The 20,043-nt window shown below is 50.3% G+C and carries 17 protein-coding genes and 1 pseudogene; 12 read left to right on the top strand and 6 right to left on the bottom strand.

Annotated features, from left to right (window positions below):
- Positions 1 to 159 precede the first annotated feature (159 nt).
- From JXQ78_RS14410 to JXQ78_RS14400, 3 genes are all read left to right on the top strand, one after another.
- Positions 160 to 1,329, top strand: a complete 1,170-nt coding sequence (locus JXQ78_RS14410; RefSeq protein WP_330633224.1) for an enolase C-terminal domain-like protein — start codon at positions 160 to 162, stop codon at positions 1,327 to 1,329.
- A 220-nt stretch (positions 1,330 to 1,549) separates the two neighbouring features.
- Positions 1,550 to 2,152 (top strand): HD domain-containing protein, encoded by a 603-nt coding sequence (locus JXQ78_RS14405; protein WP_330633223.1) that lies wholly within the window; start codon positions 1,550 to 1,552, stop codon positions 2,150 to 2,152.
- Positions 2,153 to 3,276: 1,124 nt separating this feature from the next.
- Positions 3,277 to 3,702, top strand: coding sequence for a hypothetical protein (locus tag JXQ78_RS14400; protein WP_330633222.1), 426 nt, complete (start codon positions 3,277 to 3,279; stop codon positions 3,700 to 3,702).
- Positions 3,703 to 3,878: 176 nt separating this feature from the next.
- Here JXQ78_RS14400 and JXQ78_RS14395 read toward each other — a convergent pair whose 3' ends face one another.
- Positions 3,879 to 4,931 carry a saccharopine dehydrogenase family protein gene (locus JXQ78_RS14395; protein WP_330633221.1) on the bottom strand — a complete coding sequence of 351 codons (1,053 nt, stop codon included), beginning with the start codon at positions 4,929 to 4,931 and terminating at the stop codon, positions 3,879 to 3,881.
- A gap of 226 nt (positions 4,932 to 5,157) precedes the next feature.
- On the opposite strand from JXQ78_RS14395, the gene JXQ78_RS14390 reads away from it, so the two are divergent.
- The gene (locus JXQ78_RS14390; protein WP_330633220.1) at positions 5,158 to 5,568 is read left to right on the top strand and encodes a winged helix-turn-helix transcriptional regulator; all 411 of its coding nucleotides are present in this window, start codon (positions 5,158 to 5,160) and stop codon (positions 5,566 to 5,568) included.
- Positions 5,569 to 6,204: 636 nt separating this feature from the next.
- On the opposite strand, the gene JXQ78_RS14385 is transcribed toward JXQ78_RS14390, so the two are convergent.
- Complete coding sequence (locus JXQ78_RS14385; protein WP_330633219.1) at positions 6,205 to 6,360, bottom strand: hypothetical protein; 156 nt, start codon at positions 6,358 to 6,360, stop codon at positions 6,205 to 6,207.
- Positions 6,361 to 6,735: 375 nt separating this feature from the next.
- Between JXQ78_RS14385 and JXQ78_RS14380 the strand changes: the two are divergent.
- From JXQ78_RS14380 to JXQ78_RS14365, 4 genes and pseudogenes are all read left to right on the top strand, one after another.
- A pseudogene (locus JXQ78_RS14380) lies at positions 6,736 to 7,264 on the top strand (site-specific integrase).
- Positions 7,265 to 8,228: 964 nt separating this feature from the next.
- Positions 8,229 to 9,590, top strand: a complete 1,362-nt coding sequence (locus JXQ78_RS14375) for an aldehyde dehydrogenase family protein (RefSeq protein ID WP_330633218.1) — start codon at positions 8,229 to 8,231, stop codon at positions 9,588 to 9,590.
- Between the two features lie 908 nt (positions 9,591 to 10,498).
- Positions 10,499 to 12,085, top strand: a complete 1,587-nt coding sequence (locus tag JXQ78_RS14370; protein ID WP_330633217.1) for an acyl-CoA carboxylase subunit beta — start codon at positions 10,499 to 10,501, stop codon at positions 12,083 to 12,085.
- A 47-nt stretch (positions 12,086 to 12,132) separates the two neighbouring features.
- Complete coding sequence (locus JXQ78_RS14365; protein WP_330633216.1) at positions 12,133 to 12,276, top strand: hypothetical protein; 144 nt, start codon at positions 12,133 to 12,135, stop codon at positions 12,274 to 12,276.
- Between the two features lie 134 nt (positions 12,277 to 12,410).
- On the opposite strand, the gene JXQ78_RS14360 is transcribed toward JXQ78_RS14365, so the two are convergent.
- Positions 12,411 to 13,340, bottom strand: a complete 930-nt coding sequence (locus tag JXQ78_RS14360; protein WP_330633215.1) for an ACP S-malonyltransferase — start codon at positions 13,338 to 13,340, stop codon at positions 12,411 to 12,413.
- Between the two features lie 98 nt (positions 13,341 to 13,438).
- Between JXQ78_RS14360 and JXQ78_RS14355 the strand changes: the two genes are divergently transcribed.
- Positions 13,439 to 14,488 carry a quinone oxidoreductase family protein gene (locus JXQ78_RS14355; protein ID WP_330633214.1) on the top strand — a complete coding sequence of 350 codons (1,050 nt, stop codon included), beginning with the start codon at positions 13,439 to 13,441 and terminating at the stop codon, positions 14,486 to 14,488.
- A gap of 747 nt (positions 14,489 to 15,235) precedes the next feature.
- Here JXQ78_RS14355 and JXQ78_RS19070 read toward each other — a convergent pair.
- Genes JXQ78_RS19070 through JXQ78_RS14345 form a run of 3 tightly spaced genes read right to left on the bottom strand, consistent with a single transcriptional unit; the run spans position 15,236 to position 17,180 of the window.
- Positions 15,236 to 15,646 (bottom strand): holo-ACP synthase, encoded by a 411-nt coding sequence (locus JXQ78_RS19070; RefSeq protein ID WP_407934068.1) that lies wholly within the window; start codon positions 15,644 to 15,646, stop codon positions 15,236 to 15,238.
- Positions 15,643 to 16,869 (bottom strand): beta-ketoacyl-[acyl-carrier-protein] synthase family protein, encoded by a 1,227-nt coding sequence (locus JXQ78_RS14350; protein ID WP_330633213.1) that lies wholly within the window; start codon positions 16,867 to 16,869, stop codon positions 15,643 to 15,645. Before JXQ78_RS14350 ends, JXQ78_RS19070 begins: the two co-directional genes overlap by 4 nt.
- Positions 16,866 to 17,180 carry a phosphopantetheine-binding protein gene (locus JXQ78_RS14345; protein ID WP_330633212.1) on the bottom strand — a complete coding sequence of 105 codons (315 nt, stop codon included), beginning with the start codon at positions 17,178 to 17,180 and terminating at the stop codon, positions 16,866 to 16,868. The genes JXQ78_RS14350 and JXQ78_RS14345 overlap by 4 nt, the downstream gene beginning before the upstream one ends.
- Positions 17,181 to 17,400: 220 nt before the next feature.
- Between JXQ78_RS14345 and JXQ78_RS14340 the strand changes: the two genes are divergently transcribed.
- Genes JXQ78_RS14340 through JXQ78_RS14330 form a run of 3 tightly spaced genes read left to right on the top strand, consistent with a single transcriptional unit; the run spans position 17,401 to position 20,041 of the window.
- Entirely contained in the window at positions 17,401 to 18,282 is an 882-nt protein-coding gene (locus JXQ78_RS14340) for an SDR family oxidoreductase (protein WP_330633211.1), read from the top strand.
- Between the two features lie 23 nt (positions 18,283 to 18,305).
- Positions 18,306 to 19,295 carry an ACP S-malonyltransferase gene (locus JXQ78_RS14335; RefSeq protein WP_330633210.1) on the top strand — a complete coding sequence of 330 codons (990 nt, stop codon included), beginning with the start codon at positions 18,306 to 18,308 and terminating at the stop codon, positions 19,293 to 19,295.
- Positions 19,292 to 20,041: an SDR family NAD(P)-dependent oxidoreductase gene (locus JXQ78_RS14330; protein WP_330633209.1), complete on the top strand. Its 750-nt coding sequence runs from the start codon at positions 19,292 to 19,294 to the stop codon at positions 20,039 to 20,041. Before JXQ78_RS14335 ends, JXQ78_RS14330 begins: the two co-directional genes overlap by 4 nt.
- The last annotated feature ends 2 nt before the right edge of the window (positions 20,042 to 20,043 follow it).

Here is a 20,043-nt window from a genome sequence, read left to right as displayed (position 1 = left end):
TAGCTGAGAGAGACAACACCGTACCGAATGGCTCTGCGGACCACGGGATGAACCATGAGCTGAAGTTCGTTGAAGGTGCCAATATATAGTTAACGTGTTGTGAGTGATATAGAAAATACGTCGGGTAAATTTTTGTCCAGGCGGTGAAATCATCCTGGAATGGCGCTCGAAATATCGAAGATTGAGAGCACAGAGTTTTCGTATCCGATTGAAGACGTCGGAACTGATGACGGATTCAACCTCGTGTACGAGCCCGGAACGACGACCGAGCGCAGTCTGTTCGGTCTCCGTATCCACACCTATGAGGGGCTCACCGGAGAATTCGTCGGCGGGAACTCACCGGGATTCGCTCAGATCAATGTGATTGCCGACTATCTTATTGGCAAGGATCCACTCAAGCGCGAACGCCACTGGAGTGAGATCAAACGCGGGCTCCGCAAGTACGACCGGATGGGAATCGGGCCGATCGACATCGCGCTGTGGGATCTCGCTGGCAAGCACTATGGGGCACCGATCCACGAACTACTTGGAACATATCGCACACGTTTGCCGGCGTATGCCTCAAGCTACCACGCCGACAGGAACGGCGGGCTGGACTCGCCTATGGCCTACGCTCAATTCGCCGAGAACTGTCTCAACCGAGGGTACGACGGGTTCAAGATCCACGGCTGGGGTGGCAGTCCCGAGGCGCGCGACATCAACCGGGAGATCGAGACGGTTCACGCGGTCGGCGATCGCGTCGGTGATGAGATGGACCTGATGCTCGATCCGGCGTGTGAATACGAGACCTTTGGCGACGCGCTGAAAGTCGGCCGTGCCTGCGACAAGCAGGAATTTTTCTGGTACGAAGACCCATTCCGTGACGGTGGGCTCTCCCAGCACGCCCACCGAAAACTCCGAGAGCAGATCGACACACCGATCCTCCAGACTGAACACGTCCGAGGACTGGAGGCCCACGCTGATTTCGTTGTGAACGATGCGACCGATTTCGTGCGTGCCGACCCCGAGTACGATGCCGGGATCACCGGGGCGATGAAGATCGCACGGATGGCCGAAGCGTTTGGACTCGACACCGAGATTCACTCGCCAGGACCCGCACAGCGCCACTGCATCGCTGCACTCCGGAACGCGAACTACTACGAGATGGCACTTCTCCACCCCGAGTGTGAGAACACACAGCCCCCTGTCTATCAGAACGACTACTCAGACCACATCGACAGCATCGATGCTGACGGCACGGTCCCCGTGCCGGACGGAGAGGGGCTTGGCGTCGAATATGATTGGGACTACATAGAGGAACACGAAACCGGCCGTCGAAGATATGAGTGACAATAATCTACTGGCAGCTGACACGGGAAAGATCGATGACGAAACCCTAAATTGCCCAGGATTATATCAAATTCATGTCAATATATTTCATTCAGTAAATAGAAATTGAATTTGCAAGACTCCGGAGTGGTCGTAGCACTCTTTGATGGTAGTTATCTACTTCTACTAGGAATCATCCATAAACGCTTATTTGGAAACGGAAGACAACCATACAGAACCTATGACACGGATTGATACACTTTTGGAAGCGTACGAATTGAAAGACGAACTCCGGTCGGGATGGGTTCTCCGTGGGATTGAAGAACCAGAATCCGTTGCTGCCCACACCTGGGGAACTGCTACGCTCTGCCTTCTCTTTGCCGACGACGCTGGCGTCAATGCAAATGAAGCTGTCCCGATGGCGCTCGTTCACGACTTCGCCGAAGCGCGGACAGGTGACATTCCGACACGGGCTGCAGAAGGCGTACAGGAAATTCACCCGGACACCAAAGAACAGCAGGAGAGAGAAGTTATGCAGGAACTTGCGAATGGACTTGAAAGCCAGTTATTCCAAGATCTGTGGGAGGAATACGAAGCTCGCGAGACTCCACTTTCTCAGTTCGTTAAGGATATGGATCTGATCGACAACTGCTTGCAGGCTCTTAAATACGAACGCCAAGGACGATACGATGAGACCGAAGACAACGAGAATTTCATCGAGTACGACAACCTAGATGAGTTCTTCGCAACTGCTGCACCCCGAATCCGGACGGACGTTGGAGAGGAGCTATTCACTACAATTAAAGAACGATACGAGAAGCAACGCAATACAGAGGTCAACTGATGATCGGATTTATCGATGGAAGCGGGATGTAGGAGACCCATCCATTGGAACAAACCCGTGAGGAATCCGTGACAACTTCCTCGGGCCCGTTGAATCAGGGTTTCCTTGTCCGGAATATTCGAGTCAACGTGTGCTCCCTCTATACGTCAGGGGAGAGTTGTGACTCCGTTCGCGAGGGCAGACACAATCCGTATCGATGTCTCATCCATGATCCGTGAGCCTCCAACTTCATTATCCAACAATATCATGACCTCCTCGCTGTTCTCTTAGAGAACGTGTTGGAACTGCAGAAGTACATCTTGTCAACGCGCCAGTGGTTGGTCTTTCCAGTCGCTTTGAGCTGCTACTGTCCAATTTGCAGCGTTGACATCTCTTTCAGTTGCAACCGAGACCTCACTGAACACCTCTCAAGTCGAAGGATTTTCGTCGGTCAGCGTTGAACCGCTCTAACCGCTAGTCCACTCACCATCTATGTAGTGAGCGTTCCAGTCGGCCTCAGGTGATAGATCCTTTGATATCGGTAGCTGATTAGTCTTAACTCGGAAGATGGATAGGAATGAGAAAGCTGACCACGGCCGATTGGTCACATGGAGTGGTGTCAATTTCAAGCGTCTAAATGTATCATCTGACCCACATAATTGTCAGTAAAATTATTTAATTGATGTATCTGTCGACGATTCAACAGTAGAGGTTGATCGTTGACCGTCACGATTGTGTCTGCGTGTTATCGGAGTTTTTCAATCCACTCGTTCGCGTTTTGTTCGCAGTCATCAACTGAGCGTCCGTTGAGACACACAACAAGTGTGTCCTGCACTGTGCCAGTGACTACAGGTGTGTTGTCCATTTCGGCAAAGCGATGAATAACCATCACACACTCGTGCAGTGAGTAATCGGATACATCCAGGAGTGACACAACATCCTTCAACGGAGCTGGTTCAGGACAATACCATCCTTGCGTACGCAGAACATTCAAAAATTCTATTAGTATCACCCGTTCGTCGTCAGTGAATTCAGTCATAGATATACCAATAGCCAATCCTCTCACACAAATATCTTTCTAAGCAATCAAAGGGAGACTAGTGATTCACGGAAAGGTTTATCTCATGTCCCAATAAGTATAGCGTATGTCAACGCCAGATGAGTCTACCGTCCTCGATGATTCTACCGAAACCTCAAGTGGGATTGCAGAAATCGTGGATTCTGTAGAATGGAGTGAGTCAGATATCGATTTTGATGAATCGACTCGAGAACTATTGGTAGACACACCAATCCTCCAGCTGCTGTATCCTGAATCGAAGATGAAAATCATTCTCTTATTGGATATAGCCGAGCGCCCACGATCGATGACGGACATTATCACTGCGCTCGACATGAGTACGCAGACGTGGTACAACAACTATGAGACGCTAATGGACTATGGCGTGATCGAGGTGGCGTATACGACCGGTAATTCTGATCTCTACCAATTGAACGAAAATTCAGCTTTAGTTGCATTACTCCAGCAGATGATTCAGAAATCAGCTGTGAAATATGCCAAAGACGTTCGGTGAAAGTCGAATAATCAAACGTATGTGAACTACCTGCGGCCCGCCCTTGGGGCTTCCCTCGGATTCTTCTACACACCCATCCGTCGCGGACCCGCTCGTTTGGTCGTTGTTTTGCCGTGAGCTCACGGGACGTTCGTGGCTCTACGAGCACCGCTCAACTGAGCACCCCGCCGTCGCCGTCACTCGTCTGTCCGCTCCACGCCGTCAATATCGAGTGCAACATCCGGGCCGAACGCACTGGCGGGTGTTTGGAAGCCGACAGGCGCCTCGCCGTCGCGAACGCGGGCAGCTAAGTAGGGCGCGCTGTGGCTGGTGAACAGATACGACTCCGGTGTCACTAGCCGCGAAACCACCGATTCCTCGCCGTTCGTCGCCCGTCCCCAGACGTACATCGACTCCTCACGGCGGGCGGCCTCGCTCGGCCCGTCGACGAATCGGTCGACGAGACCGTGCAACGCGGACTGCACGGGATCGCTCCCGAGCAGCCATCGCAGCCGGTTCGACAGCTGGAGGAATCGGATGGTCATCTCCGGTTGGTCGGCGTAGACAGTCACGTCCGGGATGCCTGTTGTGTGGTATGCCGTGGAGACATCACCCCAATGGATGGCCGCGGCAGTCGTCGGGCCGTCACCGAAGTCGATGGTGCGGATATCGTGTGCGACCGGCACATCCACGAGGATGCCGTCCCGACGGACCGTGCCGCTGTCATCAAGCGACTCGACGACCGTGTGGGCGGTGCCGGGCGAGAGTTCGTCAAGCCCCTGGAAGCCCAGTTCGAGGTGGGTCGCGTCGGGGAGCCGGTCGGCAAGGTGGGCAGCGAGGCTGTCGGTCGGAACCACGTCGAAGCCAACGCCCGGCAGAAGCATCACGCCAGCGGCTTCGGCCTCGCTGTCGCGTGTGGCGATGGCCTCGAACACCGCTATTTCGCCCGTAATGTCGAGATAGTGGGTACCCGTCTCGATGCAGGCGTCGACCAGCGGGGTGCTGGTCCGGTCAAACGGCCCGGCACAGTTGAGGACGACCGCCACGTCCGCAAGCGCGTCCGCGACCTCGCGGGGATTGTCCAGAGTAAAAACGCGATGGTCGAGACCATGGGTGACCGCCACCGATTCGACCTTCTCGGCGGAACGGCCGGCAACGATGGGGTCAAGACCGTCCGCGACGGCCTGCCTGGTTACGAGCCGCCCGGTGTAGCCGTACGCGCCGTAGATGAGGATGGGGTCGCTACCCATCGGACGCACCTGTAATGGAGAGAGGAGATAGTTCCGCGTCGATTCCGCCGGAGTCGTTCATGATGAGCGTCATCTCGTGAATTGCCGGTGTCATCCTATCTATTACTCCACACTCTGGAGCTATAAACTATCAAGTTTAGAGTGTTGGAGTAACTCCGTATTTCCGGAGTGATACCCAGTGATCCATTGAAGAAAGTGTTATTACTCCAGAAATAGGAGTATTGCCATGGCTGAGTCTACCGCCAGCGACGAACTGTCTCGCTCAGACGATGACTGCGGGCACCTAGAGGACCTCGAGGCAGAGAACGCCGTCAGAGACGTACTCTCGCTGTTCGGGAAGAAATACACACTCGCCATTATGTATGAATTCGCGTTCAGCGAAGGGGGCCTTCGATTCAAAGACTTGGACGCGCGGCTGGATATCTCCTCGACCACGCTGTCGAACCGACTGGCTGAACTCACGGAAGCAGAGTACGTCGAGCGCCACTCCTACGATGAGGTGCCGCCACGGGTGGAGTACGTCGCCACGGAGAAGACCCACGCGCTGACGCACATCTTCGAGGACCTCTACGACTGGGCTGGTACCTACGCAGCCGAAGATCGACACCTCGTCAGGAACGAGCCGGACGCGGAATAGGTACAGAATGGATCGAGGTTTTCATTGGGGGAGTACTATTTGTCGCCGCTCACCACACACTGCTATTTATTGGCCAACAATACGTAACTAGTGCGGTAACGAGTAGTGTCGTCAGTCTCGATCCAGTGCTCGCGGCCGTTTTTTCGAGCATTCGCTGTTAGTTCGTCTGCCCGCTGAAGAATCTCTCGTTGGGTGGAACCACCTTCTAATTCTTTTAACGGACGGGGGTCGTCCCAAGTGAACTGGATTTACTCACAGGAGTAAACTCGCCACATCGTCGGCTGGTCTGGAACATCTTCGAACCTCAGAGCGTGACGAGCGAGTCGGCCACCGAGATAGTTCACCAGCGCTGTTTCGTACTCCCTGCCGTGTAGCTCCAGCACCATCAGTGCACGAATCATCGGGACTACCGGCTTCGTCTTCGCGTGCCACGATGGGTGTGCGTCATGAGGACCGAAATCGAGGTGGTACAGCGAACACCAGCTGATGAATGTCACCAGAAATCTGAGATTTCTGGCTGGCGAACGAGATCTCCGATCTCGTCAACATCATCAGAATCGCTCTGCGATTCTGATTGGCCGACAAGAGCTTTGCTCTTGTCAACGCTTCTACGTCATCATGGGCGTCGTGTTTGAATCACTCGCAAGCGAGTAGGTGTACGTCGTGCTTGAACGCTTCGAGGTCGTTACTCGTGAGATCGGTCTCTAGATCACGGTAATACGGCCAGTAGGAATCTGAAGCGTCTGCTATCGTTTGAAACACAGCCCGTTTGGAGGCGACCGTTGACGGCATAGTCACCCTTTCAACAAAATATGTGTAGACTGTAGCTATTTTTAGCAGCGTAGAATTAATTAAAATATAATATTTCATTTCGTAGCAAGTATCTGCTGTCTTCTCTCAAATCGGGCTGAGTTCGAAGTCGGAATCGAATCACGCTGTTCGAGCTGTACTGTTGTCGAGTCGAAACCAAAATCATAGTCGTACAGACAGTCGTCCAGTCATTAGAGACGAATCCATGGTTGCCAAACTCGGGCTGGCAGGAAAGCAGTAACTAGAGGATAGAGAAAGTGGTGATTTATTCTACTAATCAGAAACTCACCCACTGATCAACCCTGAAAACGCCAGAATTACACACAAATTACCTCTGTTTTCTGTCCAATACAACGTATGGAACTCGAACACCTCTGGCGATCTGATGCCAGTCATCGCGACGATCTCATTCTCCAGTTCGGTGGGGGGTTCGAGATTCCCCAGGTGTGTCCGCAACATGTGAAAAAGACGACGGACGGTGATCACTACCGGCTGCGTGTCCCACGAGGGAAGAATACCACCGGTTCGGTGGAAAGCCTCGCGATGCCTACCTCCCACCCTACATCGAGAGTGATGTCCATCGCCATCCACTGCCGAGACGATCGCACCCGCCGCTCGTCGATCTCTCCGCCCGAGAGTACGCGCAGTTGTGAAGCGAACGGCTGAAAGAGCAGCTGAGGAAACTGGTGATCCCGACTATCGGCATGTCTCTTCGCACGATCTCCGGCGACGTTTCGCTCAGCGGCTCCTCGTCGATCGGCAGATAAACCCACGAGTCGTCATGCAGGCCGGCGGTTGGGACTCGTTCCAGGCCATCAAACCCTATCTCAATGCTCCAACGCCAGACGTCGTTAACGAAGCTTTTGAGGAAGCTGGGTTGACGTGATTTCCAATAATCCTAATTCCCGAAGATGGTGCCCATGAATATCCACAGGTCAACGGTCGGCGAAACTAGTATCTTTGGGCGACTGCTGACAATGAGTGAGTCAACTCTTTCTCTACACTACTCACTGAGTCCTAACAGTGGTAGCAAGGCTCATCGTTGCGGAAAACCTGTCCGTAGTCACATGATCGTGCCTCAGCCATTTGTCGGATAATGGACACAGGCAACTGTCATCGCTCCCGATCTCGGACGCAGCCTCTGCGAAGCCTACCCGAAACGCCGCTGAGCCGGCAGCCAGGCGCGGGAGCGGTCCCGATAAAGACAACACAAGGACTCGTATGATCCGGGAGAACCGTGTCGTGAGCATCACGCACCCATCTGCCGATCCTGAATCCCAGTCGGTAATCAGAGCCCGACACCTACAAACGAAGATGACCACAACCACGACAGTAATCCCGAGTCTTCGTACCGAAACCGTCACCAGCCATTGCTATCCTCAAAGCTCAGCTCGAATTAACGAATCTCACCGTCGACGTCGGTGCGGAGGGAAAAATGCTCATCGTCTCCAAATTCGGCCACGAGTATCAACCTTATGGCAGCGTCAAAGACACAGGCCTCCACCGAAAACATCTCTAACGGTCCCTCTCCGGCTGATCACTCTCAGTTCACTCCCACTATCCTCACGCTCTCGATTGGATAGTCATCCCCGAAACAGGAACCAAAGAAGAAACATCCTCTAAGAAAATTATCTATTAAAGTTGCATTTTCGAAACTAATATGTCATAGCAATATTTATTTTATAGTATGTGTGTATCAAATATAAAACCATCTACTCGTTACAGTATTGATCCAGCAGTCGTTTTTGCTGTTAGGAACTGCACGCCTGAGGCCTTAGACGCGACGGGTGAGAAAAATGAACGGAGATAATATAAATCTGCCTCGGGACGAGCGGTCACCCCAACCAATAGTGACCGATCTCATCGAGTCGGCGTCCAACGCCTACAAGCAAATTGCTGGATACGATCAGCAACAGGTTGATGATCTGATTCGGGCGATCGGGTGGACAATCTATCGAGAAGAACACGCAGAATCGATCGCGAAAACAGCCCATGAAGAGACTGGGCTCGGAAACAAGGCTGATAAAAAGCAAAAGATTCAGCGTTGTTGTAAGGGCGTTTTCACAGATATCATTGACGAACAGTCCGTTGGCGTCCGAAAAACAGAGAGCCCGAACATTATCGAAATCATGAAACCGGTCGGAGTTATCGGTACCTCCATTCCGTCAACGAATCCGGGTACGACGATAGTAAACGTCGCGATGCTTGCCGTGAAGGGTCGTAACTCGATTGTCATTTCCTCGCCTCCTCACTGTGTCAATACGGCGGCTCTGACGGTCCAATACGTCCGCGAGGCACTTGCTGATGCTGGTGCACCTCGTAACCTCATCCAGTTACTCCCGGTTCCGGTAAACAGAAATCGTGAGTACGAGCTCATGGAACACGTCGATCTGGTCCAGGTGACCGGTTCATCGAGAAAGGTCAAAGCTGGACAGGAGTCAGGAACGCCAAACTACTGCGTTGGCGAAGGAAACATCGTCGCAATCGTGGATGAGACAGCAGACGTTCGGGAGGCAGCAACGGATATTGTCACTGGGACGACGTTCGATAACAGCATCGTATGTGTGTGTGAAAACGCGGTCGTAGCCCATGCTGACGTGTATTCGAAACTGATAGCAGCACTCGAAGCAGAGGGCGGATACTTGTGCACCGAAACGGAAGCCAAATCCATTGAAGCGACCATGTTCCTTTCCGATTCGATCAACCCCTTAGTCATCGGAAAGTCGGCAAGAGAAATCGCCGAGAAAGCGAATGTGTCCGTATCTAACAAAACCGACCTTATTATGGTAGAAGAGAGCGGAGTGGGAGCTGCACACCCACTCAGTGGAGAAAAGCTCGCGCCGGTGCTAACAATGTATCAGGCGGATACCTTCGAGGATGCGGTGACGACGACCAAGCAGATACTCGACTACCAAGGAACGGGCCATTCCTGTGTCATCCATACTACATCTCCCGATCGGACCGAACAAGTTGGACGAGAAGTTGATGTTTGTCGTGTTGCTGTCAATCAATCGGGAATCGATATCGCCACTAGCTTTAGAAACGACCTTACCAATACGGCGGCGCTCGGCGCTGGACCATGGGGCGGAAACCAGCTCGATGAGAATCTTTCGTATGAGAGATTCATCACCTCGACACGAATCGCGTTGCCAACAGATCAGAAGGAGCCAATAGATGATGTCTTCGGCAACGATGAGACCACTGATATATAACTGGGAATTCATTCTTATTTCTTATAAATATTCACAAAATACTGATAGTCTGGAGAACGGAAAAGATAGACTTTGCTACTACGAAGTAGTTCGTATAACAGAATGTTACAGTCATCTCTATCTACTAATCGGATCGTGGAATCGCGATAAAATCATTGTAGGACTCAAAAAGCAACGGATCTAGTAAAAACAGTTCAATGTCGCTCTAAACTCCGCAGTTGCGAACGCCGCAGAAGATATATTGAAGTCCAAAGGATAATGCCAATATTCGTGAATAATGCTTGTATTACAGACAACAATTATTGGTATAAACAAGCGATGGAAGGGAATATATTATAAAGAGAATCTATGCAGTTCATTTTACTATTGTAAGAGGCGTGGAATAGAGGGATGTTCGAGAGAATCAAAGGAAGGTCAATATATAATAAGTTCAATATATACTTATGTGAGTGGAGTAGCTATGGATCGAGCAACGCTGGGTGATCCACATCACTCGAATCCTTGCACAAAAACTCGGTAGGTGGAACATTCGGAGGAATGCAATTGTCCCTGAGTCTACAAAATCTAGAATGTATCACACAACCTCCCACGGATTTGCGGGAGAACACACAAACTGCGGTTCCCTTCGGACGGCCTGTTGGCCAAGAAGTAATGGGCAGCTGATAATAATATTTGTTTGGAAAACACTGTAAGCTCAGCAGCTGTTCTCCGAAGAAAAACCACATTATTGATACAGGTCTATCAATAAAAAATTTTCTAATGTGAAGTCCTTTTATTATTTGAATGTTAATAGAAAAATAGTAGTGGATTAGTATTAAACATCGAAAACGTAGAATCGACAGTTAATGATGACACGTATTATTTGATAAATAAATATCATATGAACAAAATAATAGAGATAGTAAGTTATGGGACAGAGTAACAAGAATTCGAACGAGCAAAAAGAGAACATCGAGGCCCTGATTGCCGAGTTAAATCATCACCGCGAGCGTTCGCTATTGGGTGGTGGCGAGGAGCGGATCGCTGCCCAACACGAGAAGGGGAAGATGACCGCTTACGAGCGCATCGAGTACCTCCTTGATCCGGGCACCTTCCGGGAGATGGGGCCGTTCGTAGAGCACCGGTGTACCGAGTTTGGACTAGAAGACAACCATGTCCCCGGCGACGCGGTGGTGACAGGGCATGGTGAGATCGACGGACGCAAGACGTTCGTCTTCGCCCATGATTTTACTGTGTTAGGTGGCTCGGTCGGCGAAGTAGTCGCTGACAAGATCTGTCGGGTAATAGATCAAGCCGTCGAAGCGGGCGTGCCAGTCGTGGGACTGAACGACTCGGGAGGGGCACGGATCCAGGAGGGCGTCGACGCGCTGGGTGGATTCGCCAGGGTTTTCAAGCGCAACACAGACGCCAGCGGGATGATTCCCCAGATTTCCTGTATAATGGGGCCGTGTGCGGGCGGCGCGACCTACTCGCCGGCACTCACCGATTTTACCTTCATGGTTGCTGACACCAGCCACATGATGATCACCGGCCCGGACGTGGTCGAAACTGTCACCGGCGAGCAGATTTCGATGGCCGAGCTCGGGGGGGCGGCCGCTCACACTGCCACCAGTGGCGTCGCCCACCACGCCTACGAGAACGAGACCGATGCACTGGATGGTATCCGCCGACTGCTGTCCTACCTCCCTCAGAACACGATGGAAGATCCACCCCGCGTCAAGGCGTGGGACGATCCCGACCGGGCGTGTGACCGACTAACCAAGCTCGTCCCCACCGACGGAAAAAAACCCTACGACATGGTGGAGGTGATCGACGTACTCGTCGACAAAGACTCGTTATTCGAGTTGCACAGTCAGTTTGCACAGAACATGATCATCGGGTTTGCGCGCTTGGACGGCCGGGCAGTCGGCGTTGTCGCCAACCAGCCCCGGACCATCGCCGGCACCATCGACATCAACGCTAGCGTCAAGGCTGCCCGGTTCGTTCGATTCTGTGACGCCTACAACCTCCCTATCATTACACTGGTAGACACGCCAGGGTTTCTGCCCGGTACCGACCAAGAACATAGCGGCATCATCCGCCACGGCGCAAAACTCATCTACGCCTACGCCGAAGCCACGGTCCCGTTACTCACCGTCGTAGTCCGGAAAGCGTACGGAGGGGCCTATATCGTGATGGGCTCGAAAGAGCTGGGTGCCGACCGTGCGTACGCGTGGCCGACCGCTGAACTGGCAGTCCTCGGTCCGCGAGGCGCGGTCAACATTCTCCACCGTACGGAGCTGGCCGCCGCTGACGACACTGACGCCACACGCGAAGAGCTGATTGAGGAGTACCGCGAGGAGTTCGCCAACCCGTATACACCAGCCGAAAACGGCTATATCACCGACGTGATCGACCCACGGCAGACACGAAGTCGCCTTATTGAAGACCTTGATCTCTTCGCAGGCAAACGCGGTGAACGTCTCCCCAAAGAACATGGCAACATTCCGTTGTAATGACCCCAGATAAATCCATATCGACTCTCTACGGAGGTTTCGACTCGGTGTCACTCTGGGACTGTAGCGAAGACGAACGTGATTTTTCGTGTGATTCGAAGCTCACCGACCCCGAGATCACAGCCCTCGCGGTGTGTCTCTACGCATATCTCAACGAACAACGTGCAGAGAGAAATTCAGATCAGACTTGAGAGGAGGACCCAGTGAGTGATCGGACAATCGCTCACCGATGTACTCCCCCGGTTTCGAAGACGTAACAGGGCCTGTCGGACACGGAGATGCACAGAAACTAGCCAGTCGAGTGGTGAGCCTGTAACAGTACACATTATTTTATTGATGATTCCAAGCTCCGAATATCATCGTATGAATCGATGGACACTACGTTTTTATCAGGATATGTGTCTTCGAAGAATTTGCTGAGCGTGCCAGCAGGTGGGAACTCGACGATCGTGTCTACATCAGCATTATCTAACGTTTGCATGACTGCTCGCCAGTTGATCGGCTGTATTATTTGATCGGCAAGGATCGATGTAAGGTCTGACATAGCGGTGTACATCTCACCTGTAATATCGGAAACGATTGGGGACTCAGTCTCCTCTGAGAAATCCACCGCTTCGAGGACCTGTGAGAACTGCCTGTTTGCTTCGTTCATGAGTGGCGAATGGAACGCTTCATCCGTATCGACCTTGATGAATCGGGCGTTCGTCCTCTTTTGTAGCTCCTCTTGTACTGCTTCGACAGCACCTTTTTCTCCGCTGATCACCGTCTGGTTTGGCGTGTTAAACCCGGCAATTCCGACCGTATCGAACTCCTCGCAAACGTCACTGATATCATCCGAATCGGCAAACAGAACGGCGTACATCACACCCACTCGACCTGAGGACGTGGTCTCCATGAGCCTTCCCCGTGTTCGTACTAACCTAATGCCATCTTCATTGGCAATACCTCCTTCGGTAGTTATGGCCGTGTACTGACCGAGGCTGTGGCCGGTAACGACATCAGGCACAACAGGCGTTGTTTCGGTTACTGCAGCGTATGCGGCGACCCCTGTCGCAAGGACGGCAGGTTGTGTGTTCCGAGTTCGTCGCAGTTCCTTTGAGGGGGCTGTCAAACACAGTCTTTGGAGGTCGAACGTACATGCGCCATCAAGACAGTCCAGTTTCTCTCGAACGACACCACTTTTCTCGTAGAAATCCGCAGCCATCCCTTGTTTTTGGCTTCCTTGTCCTGGATATACGAAGGCAATCTTCCTCATATATTATTCATATTCTTGAAGATTATTAATATTGTCGTTATATATAATTTTTATCTTTTTTAGTAATTTATTTTTATTTGGCCTCCTACAATTATTATATGAGAGAAATAATTGTCCACGAGCCGGGGGGGCCTGAAGTTTTCCAAGTTGAGCAAGCACCGATGGTAGGTCCTAACGAAGGTGAGATGTGTATCCAAATGACGTACAGCGGGATTAACTACACATCAGTCGAGAAAAGACGTGGAAACTATCACGGTGTGGTTATGGATTGGAGTCCGCCGTATCAGGCGGGATTAGAAGGAGTAGGGACCATAACGGAAATCAATGGAAGACTGGAAGGTTGGAGCACTGGAGAACGCGTTGGAATGATAAAATTCCAAGGGGGAACATGGAGCGATCAGGCGACAGCCGATTTTTCGGAGGCGATTCATGGAACGAACTGTTTCTTTAATCCACAGTCGGCGGAATTGGTTTTCAAAATTCCAGATGGTATTTCCGACAAAAAGGCGGCAGCGATCCCTGTCTCATTCCTGACCGCCTATGGCATTCTAAAACCGATCGGCGAGATAGAGCCCTCAGACACCGTACTCGTCCATTCTGCTGCGGGGGGCGTTGGCAACGCTGCTACACAGATCGCCACCTGGTCTAACGCTACAGTGATTGGCATCGCCAGTAACGAAGATAAGATTGCGTTCGCGACTCGCATGGGGGCGGACCACACGATAAACTACGCGACCAACAGTATCACGACCGAAATCGACGACATTTGTGACGATACTGTCGGAATCGATATCGCACTCGAAAGCATCGGTGGCAGAACATTCAAACAGACGCTTGCGGTTATGAATGAAAGCGGATCGATAATCACGTATGGCGTTTCAAGTGGAACACCAGGTATCGTTACGACCCCCGATCTGATATTTTCTGGCGTGTCCATTCACGGATTCCACCTTTTGTTGGCATTGTTGAATGAGAAGACGAGAACGAGTATAATGGATGGCATCACCACCATGTTCGAAATGGTAGAGAGAGACACTTATCACGTAGAAATAGACGAGGTGTTTGATATGACAGACGTTTCATCTGCACATGAATACTTAGAGAGCAGAAACAGCATCGGTAACATAGTCATGGCGATCAATCCATAGGTACACTGCGACAGAACCGTTCGTTTAGTCGATGGCCACTGTGACACCGAGGTCAGGTGCCGTCGCCCAACTGGGCATAATCTATGAATGGAGAGCGGAAAGCGGCTATGAAGGCAGCGGTGTTTGGTGTCCGGTGGACCTGAGCAAGAAGACCTCCATCACACGACTTCCATTCTGGCGAGCGTGGGTGGGCGATTCCGTTTCGTTCTCATCTAGGATTTTGAGGAACCGCTACAGGTCCGTTGTGACCGCTCGCTCGATACACAAGCGACGGCAGGGGTACGAGCAGGATGGTCCTGCCTGTGTTGAATTCGATCACGAAATGGAGGATAAAGCTGGGGAGTGAGTCGATCAATCAGCCGTGTTTTATGTCGGCGCAGCCATGGGAACGAGACGTCGTACCGACGGATAAACCCCCAGTCCAAGAAGGGATGCGAACCAACGATCCCCGCTATAGGTAGTAGAATTTAGGGACTGTGCCGGTGTGGGCTGTCGTATCCAGCACCGTTTACCGTGATTGATTGGGTGCGTCGGTGTGATGGACTTTAACACCACGTAATCACCGTTGAGGTATGGATAACATTCCTGAAAAAGTTGGCAATAGAATTATTAGATAACTAGAATTATCATTCTCCATTTTTTCTTTATAAAATGCCGCATTGCTATACGGAGACTCAGCACAGCTCGTTCAATAGGATTGTGTTGAGACTGAACGACAGAAACGAGTGCCAACCAAGTCGACAATAGTCACGTTAGAATGACGATGATACACGATGCTGATGCGATATTGGCCACCTCATCGTGCGAGATGCTAATACTAATGCTGTATGATAGCATACCGCTAGGAAGTGATCGTTCGAACACACGCTTGGTGTCTCCTAGTAGTTCTAACTGCGGAGATCCGCCTTCTTTCCCAACTATTATTTCGTCAAAATGTACTGATTCTGTAGCACTCATTTCCTGAAGTGCCTTAATGAACGACTCCTTTACACACCATCTCCCACCGAAAAAACGTGCTGGACGCTCTTTACTGTCAGAGTAGTCAATCTCGCCCTCTGAGAAAATCCCTTGTTTAAATCCAGTATCCCGCGACAGCGCCTGTTTTATTCGCGTGATAGAAATTACATCTATCCCAGAACAAACTAGTAAATCATTCATGCATCCGTGAATATAACCGTCCCGTTTGTCCCACCGAATCCTGCAGAATTCGAGAGAACAGTAGAGACGTTTTGTTCTATCGGTTCTGTTACAACCGGAATATCGCACTCACTATCACGGTTCTCTAGATTTATCGTCGGGGGAATTACATTGTTGATAATCGATTGGACTGCGATAACGGCTTCGATCGCACCAGCGGCACCGAGCGTATGTCCGGTTTGGCTTTTCATCGCCGTGACATACGGCATCTTTTGATCACCAAAGACTTTGTTAACTGCAGTTGCTTCGTGGACATCCCCACCGGGGGTGCTCGTTCCGTGTGCACTGACGTAATCGATTGCATTCTTTTTGATTCCAGCGTCGGTAATCGCCATCTCGATCGCATGGATTAAACCGTGGGCATCATCCGGAGGACTGATCGGATGCATCGCGTCACTGGAGGCACCGAGACCAGCAACAGTCGCGTATACGTCAGCACCGCGTCGTTGGGCGTGTTCACGTGTTTCTAAAATCAATGCCCCACTACCATCTCCCACCACGACACCATCCCGGTCCTGGTCGAAGGGACGGCACGCTTTGGTCGGTTCGCCGTTGTGGCTGGTAGAGTAGGCACGGATCGCATCGAATCCACCAACGCCGAACCTATGCACTGCTTTTTCAGCACCACCGACAATCATTATGTCTGCACGTCCTTGCCTCAGTTCCTGAACTGCAGTATCGATCGCGTGTGTGCCGGCAGCACATGCTGTTGTTGGTGCTTTATTGGGACCTCTCGCGTTGAACTGGCTGCTAATATGGCCTGCAGCGAGATTGGGAAGGAATTGAATTGAGATATGGAAGCTAAATTTTCCGTTTCTTATATCATTCCCTAGTTCTTTGACACCGCCAAAGCAGGTGCCGAAGCTCGTTCCGACTCGGGATGACTCCCATTCTGAATCGTTTGGATCCAATCCTGCATCTTCAAGTGCTTCATTTGCTGCTACAAGACCAAACTGAGTGAATTCTCCAGTCACTCGTTGCTCAATAAAATCATAGTTTTCGGGAGAAAATGTGGTAATCTCGTGGGCAACTGAACCGCGTAAGGATGTTTCCGATGGATTGAACGCCTGAATGGTGTTGCCACCGCTTGTTCCTTCCACCACCGCATCCCACTGGGACTGTGCATTCTTACCGATGGAAGAAATAGCGCCCAGTCCAGTAATGACGATCTCCGGTACGTTCATAGTTGCGCTATTTCTTTGAACCGTGATTTATCCAGATCTAGCTTTTCTGCATCAGTAGCATCGAACTTGTCCGAATGCGTAATGATGTACAGCTTGAGATCTCCAACCGTCCTGATCTCCTCAATATTTTCATCAGCAATTTCGATCCCAAATTTATCAGTTACACTATACATAATCTCGACAATAGCGAGAGAATCAGCATCAAGCCCGTCCTCATCGAATGTTTCGTCGTTATTAATATCGCTACCACTCTCTGGGATCAATTGAAGTATTACTTCATTTGTCCACTTATCTAATTCACTAGATTCCATATTATTATTTTATTGCCAGTAATTATAAATCTTATTATAAAATTTATTAAATTTTATCTATGATATGAATGGGAATTTTTATTACGGTGTATTATCTATTAAACAAGATAGGATATGGCAAATACGATCCCAGTTACACCAGTGATACGAACCTGTCGGACCAATCTCAGGCAGTTGAGAGGGTCACTCACGCGAGGGCTCTACAATACCAGTATAGACCATGTTTGAGAAGCCGGATCTCACCGGTAAAGTTGCGCTTGTTACCGGTTCAACCCGTGGCATCGGCAAGGACATACTACTCTCACTTGCTGATTGTGGATGTAACGTTGTCTCAACAGGGAGAACCTCAAAACCACTGAGAAGCAGAGAAGGAACAATTCACCAGACCGCAAAAGAGGCACAGGCACGTGGGAATAAGTCGTTAGCAATCAAGATGAATGTACGTGATAAGCAAGAAATATACAATGCTATCGATGAGACTATTAATGAATTTGGACGACTCGATATTCTCATCAACAACGCTGGTGCAGTTCTAGCAGATATCGACAATATAACTGATATGTTAGATAATATGGGATCTGTTGAGACAGATTCTGTTGAAAAATTTGAGAAATTATTCGAAACGAATGTGCGCGCTGCATATATTTGCTCGCGTGCCGCGATCCCACATATGAAAAAACAGGATCATGGACACATCCTAATGAATTCACCACCTATCGGAACACACGATATATCGGGACGAGCTGCCTACGGTATCACGAAGTTTGGGATGACGCTCCTTGCGAAGGCATTGGCTGAGGAACTACGTGAATACAGTATTGGCGTAAACACATTCTGGCCCAGTACCGCTATCGAATCCCGTGCAACACAATACTACAGCATCGGAACTGAAAGAGACTGGCGAGACCCACAAATAGTGTCGGACGCCGTTCTTGAGATTGTTTCGAGACATCCCGATGATTGTACCGGTAATGCATTTTATGACGAAAAACTACTTCAGGAGGTAGGGGTAGAAGACTTCTCGCAGTATAATGTTGTAGACGGAGTAGAGCCGGAACCGTACTCAGCGTTAATGTTTGATCCAGACTATGAAAGATATTAATAAGAATACCACATCCAACATGGATGATTTGGAGTATTCGTCGCTACATAACCATTACGGAAAAATACATGAGTAGAGATAACTTCAGTACAAAGACAGCTTTCGTCTTTCCTGGTCAAGGAAGCCAGAAAACGGGCATGGCTCGATCGTTCTACGAGCAAGACTCCCATGCGCGAGCCGTATTCAAGGAGATGGACGCTGCCGTTGATTTCGAGTTATTGGATCTCTGTTTTGAGGGTGATTCTGAAGAATTGCGACCAACAAGAAATACGCAGCCAACAGTACTTGCAGCAGGTATTGCAGCCTACATGGCAGTACATAATCAAGTCGGCCGCTTTCCCCATTACATGAGTGGTCACAGTCTGGGACAGTATACAGCAGTTACAGCCGCTGGCGGTCTCGATCCAACAACCAGTGTCCAAGTGGTCCGAAAGCGCGGCGAAGTGATGGAAGCTGTCTGTGAGGATATCGATGGACGAATGGTTGCCGTTCTATTAGTCTCGCCTAATATTGTTGCCTCCATCTGTGAGGAGTTCACTGAGGTCAGTGTCGCGGGATTTAATGGACCGAAACAGACAGTGATAAGTGGTACTGCAACGGCCGTCGATGGTGTCATCGAAACACTTAAGAAGAGTGAAGATAACCCAATCCGTTTCATCGATCTCGACATCAGTGAACCGTTCCATTCGCCAATTATGAAACCTGCAGAGCAGAAACTCGCTCCAGTTCTTCAAAGATATCAACCAGACACTGTCCTTCACACACCGGTCGTTTCAAGTACCACGAAAGAGATGATCAAAAACCCGAATGAGGTGTTGGCTTCTCTCAAAACACAAATTACAAATCCAGTTGACTGGACTGGAGTGGTAGACCGACTGAAAGCAGAAGGAGTACAACAGTATGTCGAATTTCCACCCTCAGGAACGCTTGCTAGTTTTATCACCACAATTCACCCTGATGCAGAAGTAGTGGCAATTGATTCTATAGAAGACATAGATAAACTAAAAATATGACAAAAGGATATGAATTTGCAAATGACGTAGTGATAATTACTGGTGGCACACGTGGACTTGGACGAGGAATTACAAAGCGGTTCGCAGAGGAGGGCGCAGCCGTAATTCCAACATATTACTCAGACGACGAGGCTGCGGAGGAGATGAAAGAGATCCTTTCAAATTATGATGTTAAATCAGATATAATAAAATTTGATGTTGCCGATTATAACGCCGCAAAAGCAGCGATCGATAGTGTTGCAGAAGAGTTTGGTCCACCATCAGTGCTTGTCAACAACGCAGGAATGATGACCGCAAAAGTGCTGTTTCGTCTAGAAAAGGAAGAATGGGACCGTAACATAGCGGTTAACCTTGATGGGGCATGGAACTGCACAAAGATTGCAACAGAGTATATGAAAAGGGAAAACAATGGAGCCATCGTGAATATCTCATCGATGGCCGGTGTTCGCGGCTTCACAGGACAAACAGCATACTGTGCGAGTAAAACCGGTCTTATTGGGTTGACAAGGGCTGTCGCTCATGAGTATGCTCGACGAGGCATCCGATCGAATGCAGTCGCATTCGGATACGTAAAAACGGATCTGTTCGATCAACACATCTCTGAAAACGACGTGATTAAAGAGATTCCACAGCGGGAAATTCCATCACCAGAGGAGGTCGCAGGTGTCGTGGCGTTCCTCGCAAGCGATGAGGCCAGCTATATCACAGGTTCTGTCCTTCGGGCTGATGGAGGACAGCTTTCATAAAA

The organism is Halocatena halophila, assembly GCA_027563145.1.
Lineage (GTDB): Archaea > Halobacteriota > Halobacteria > Halobacteriales > Haloarculaceae > Halocatena > Halocatena halophila.
The sequence above is the reverse complement of the archived record's forward strand: the minus strand, read 5'-3'. Positions and strand labels throughout refer to the sequence as shown.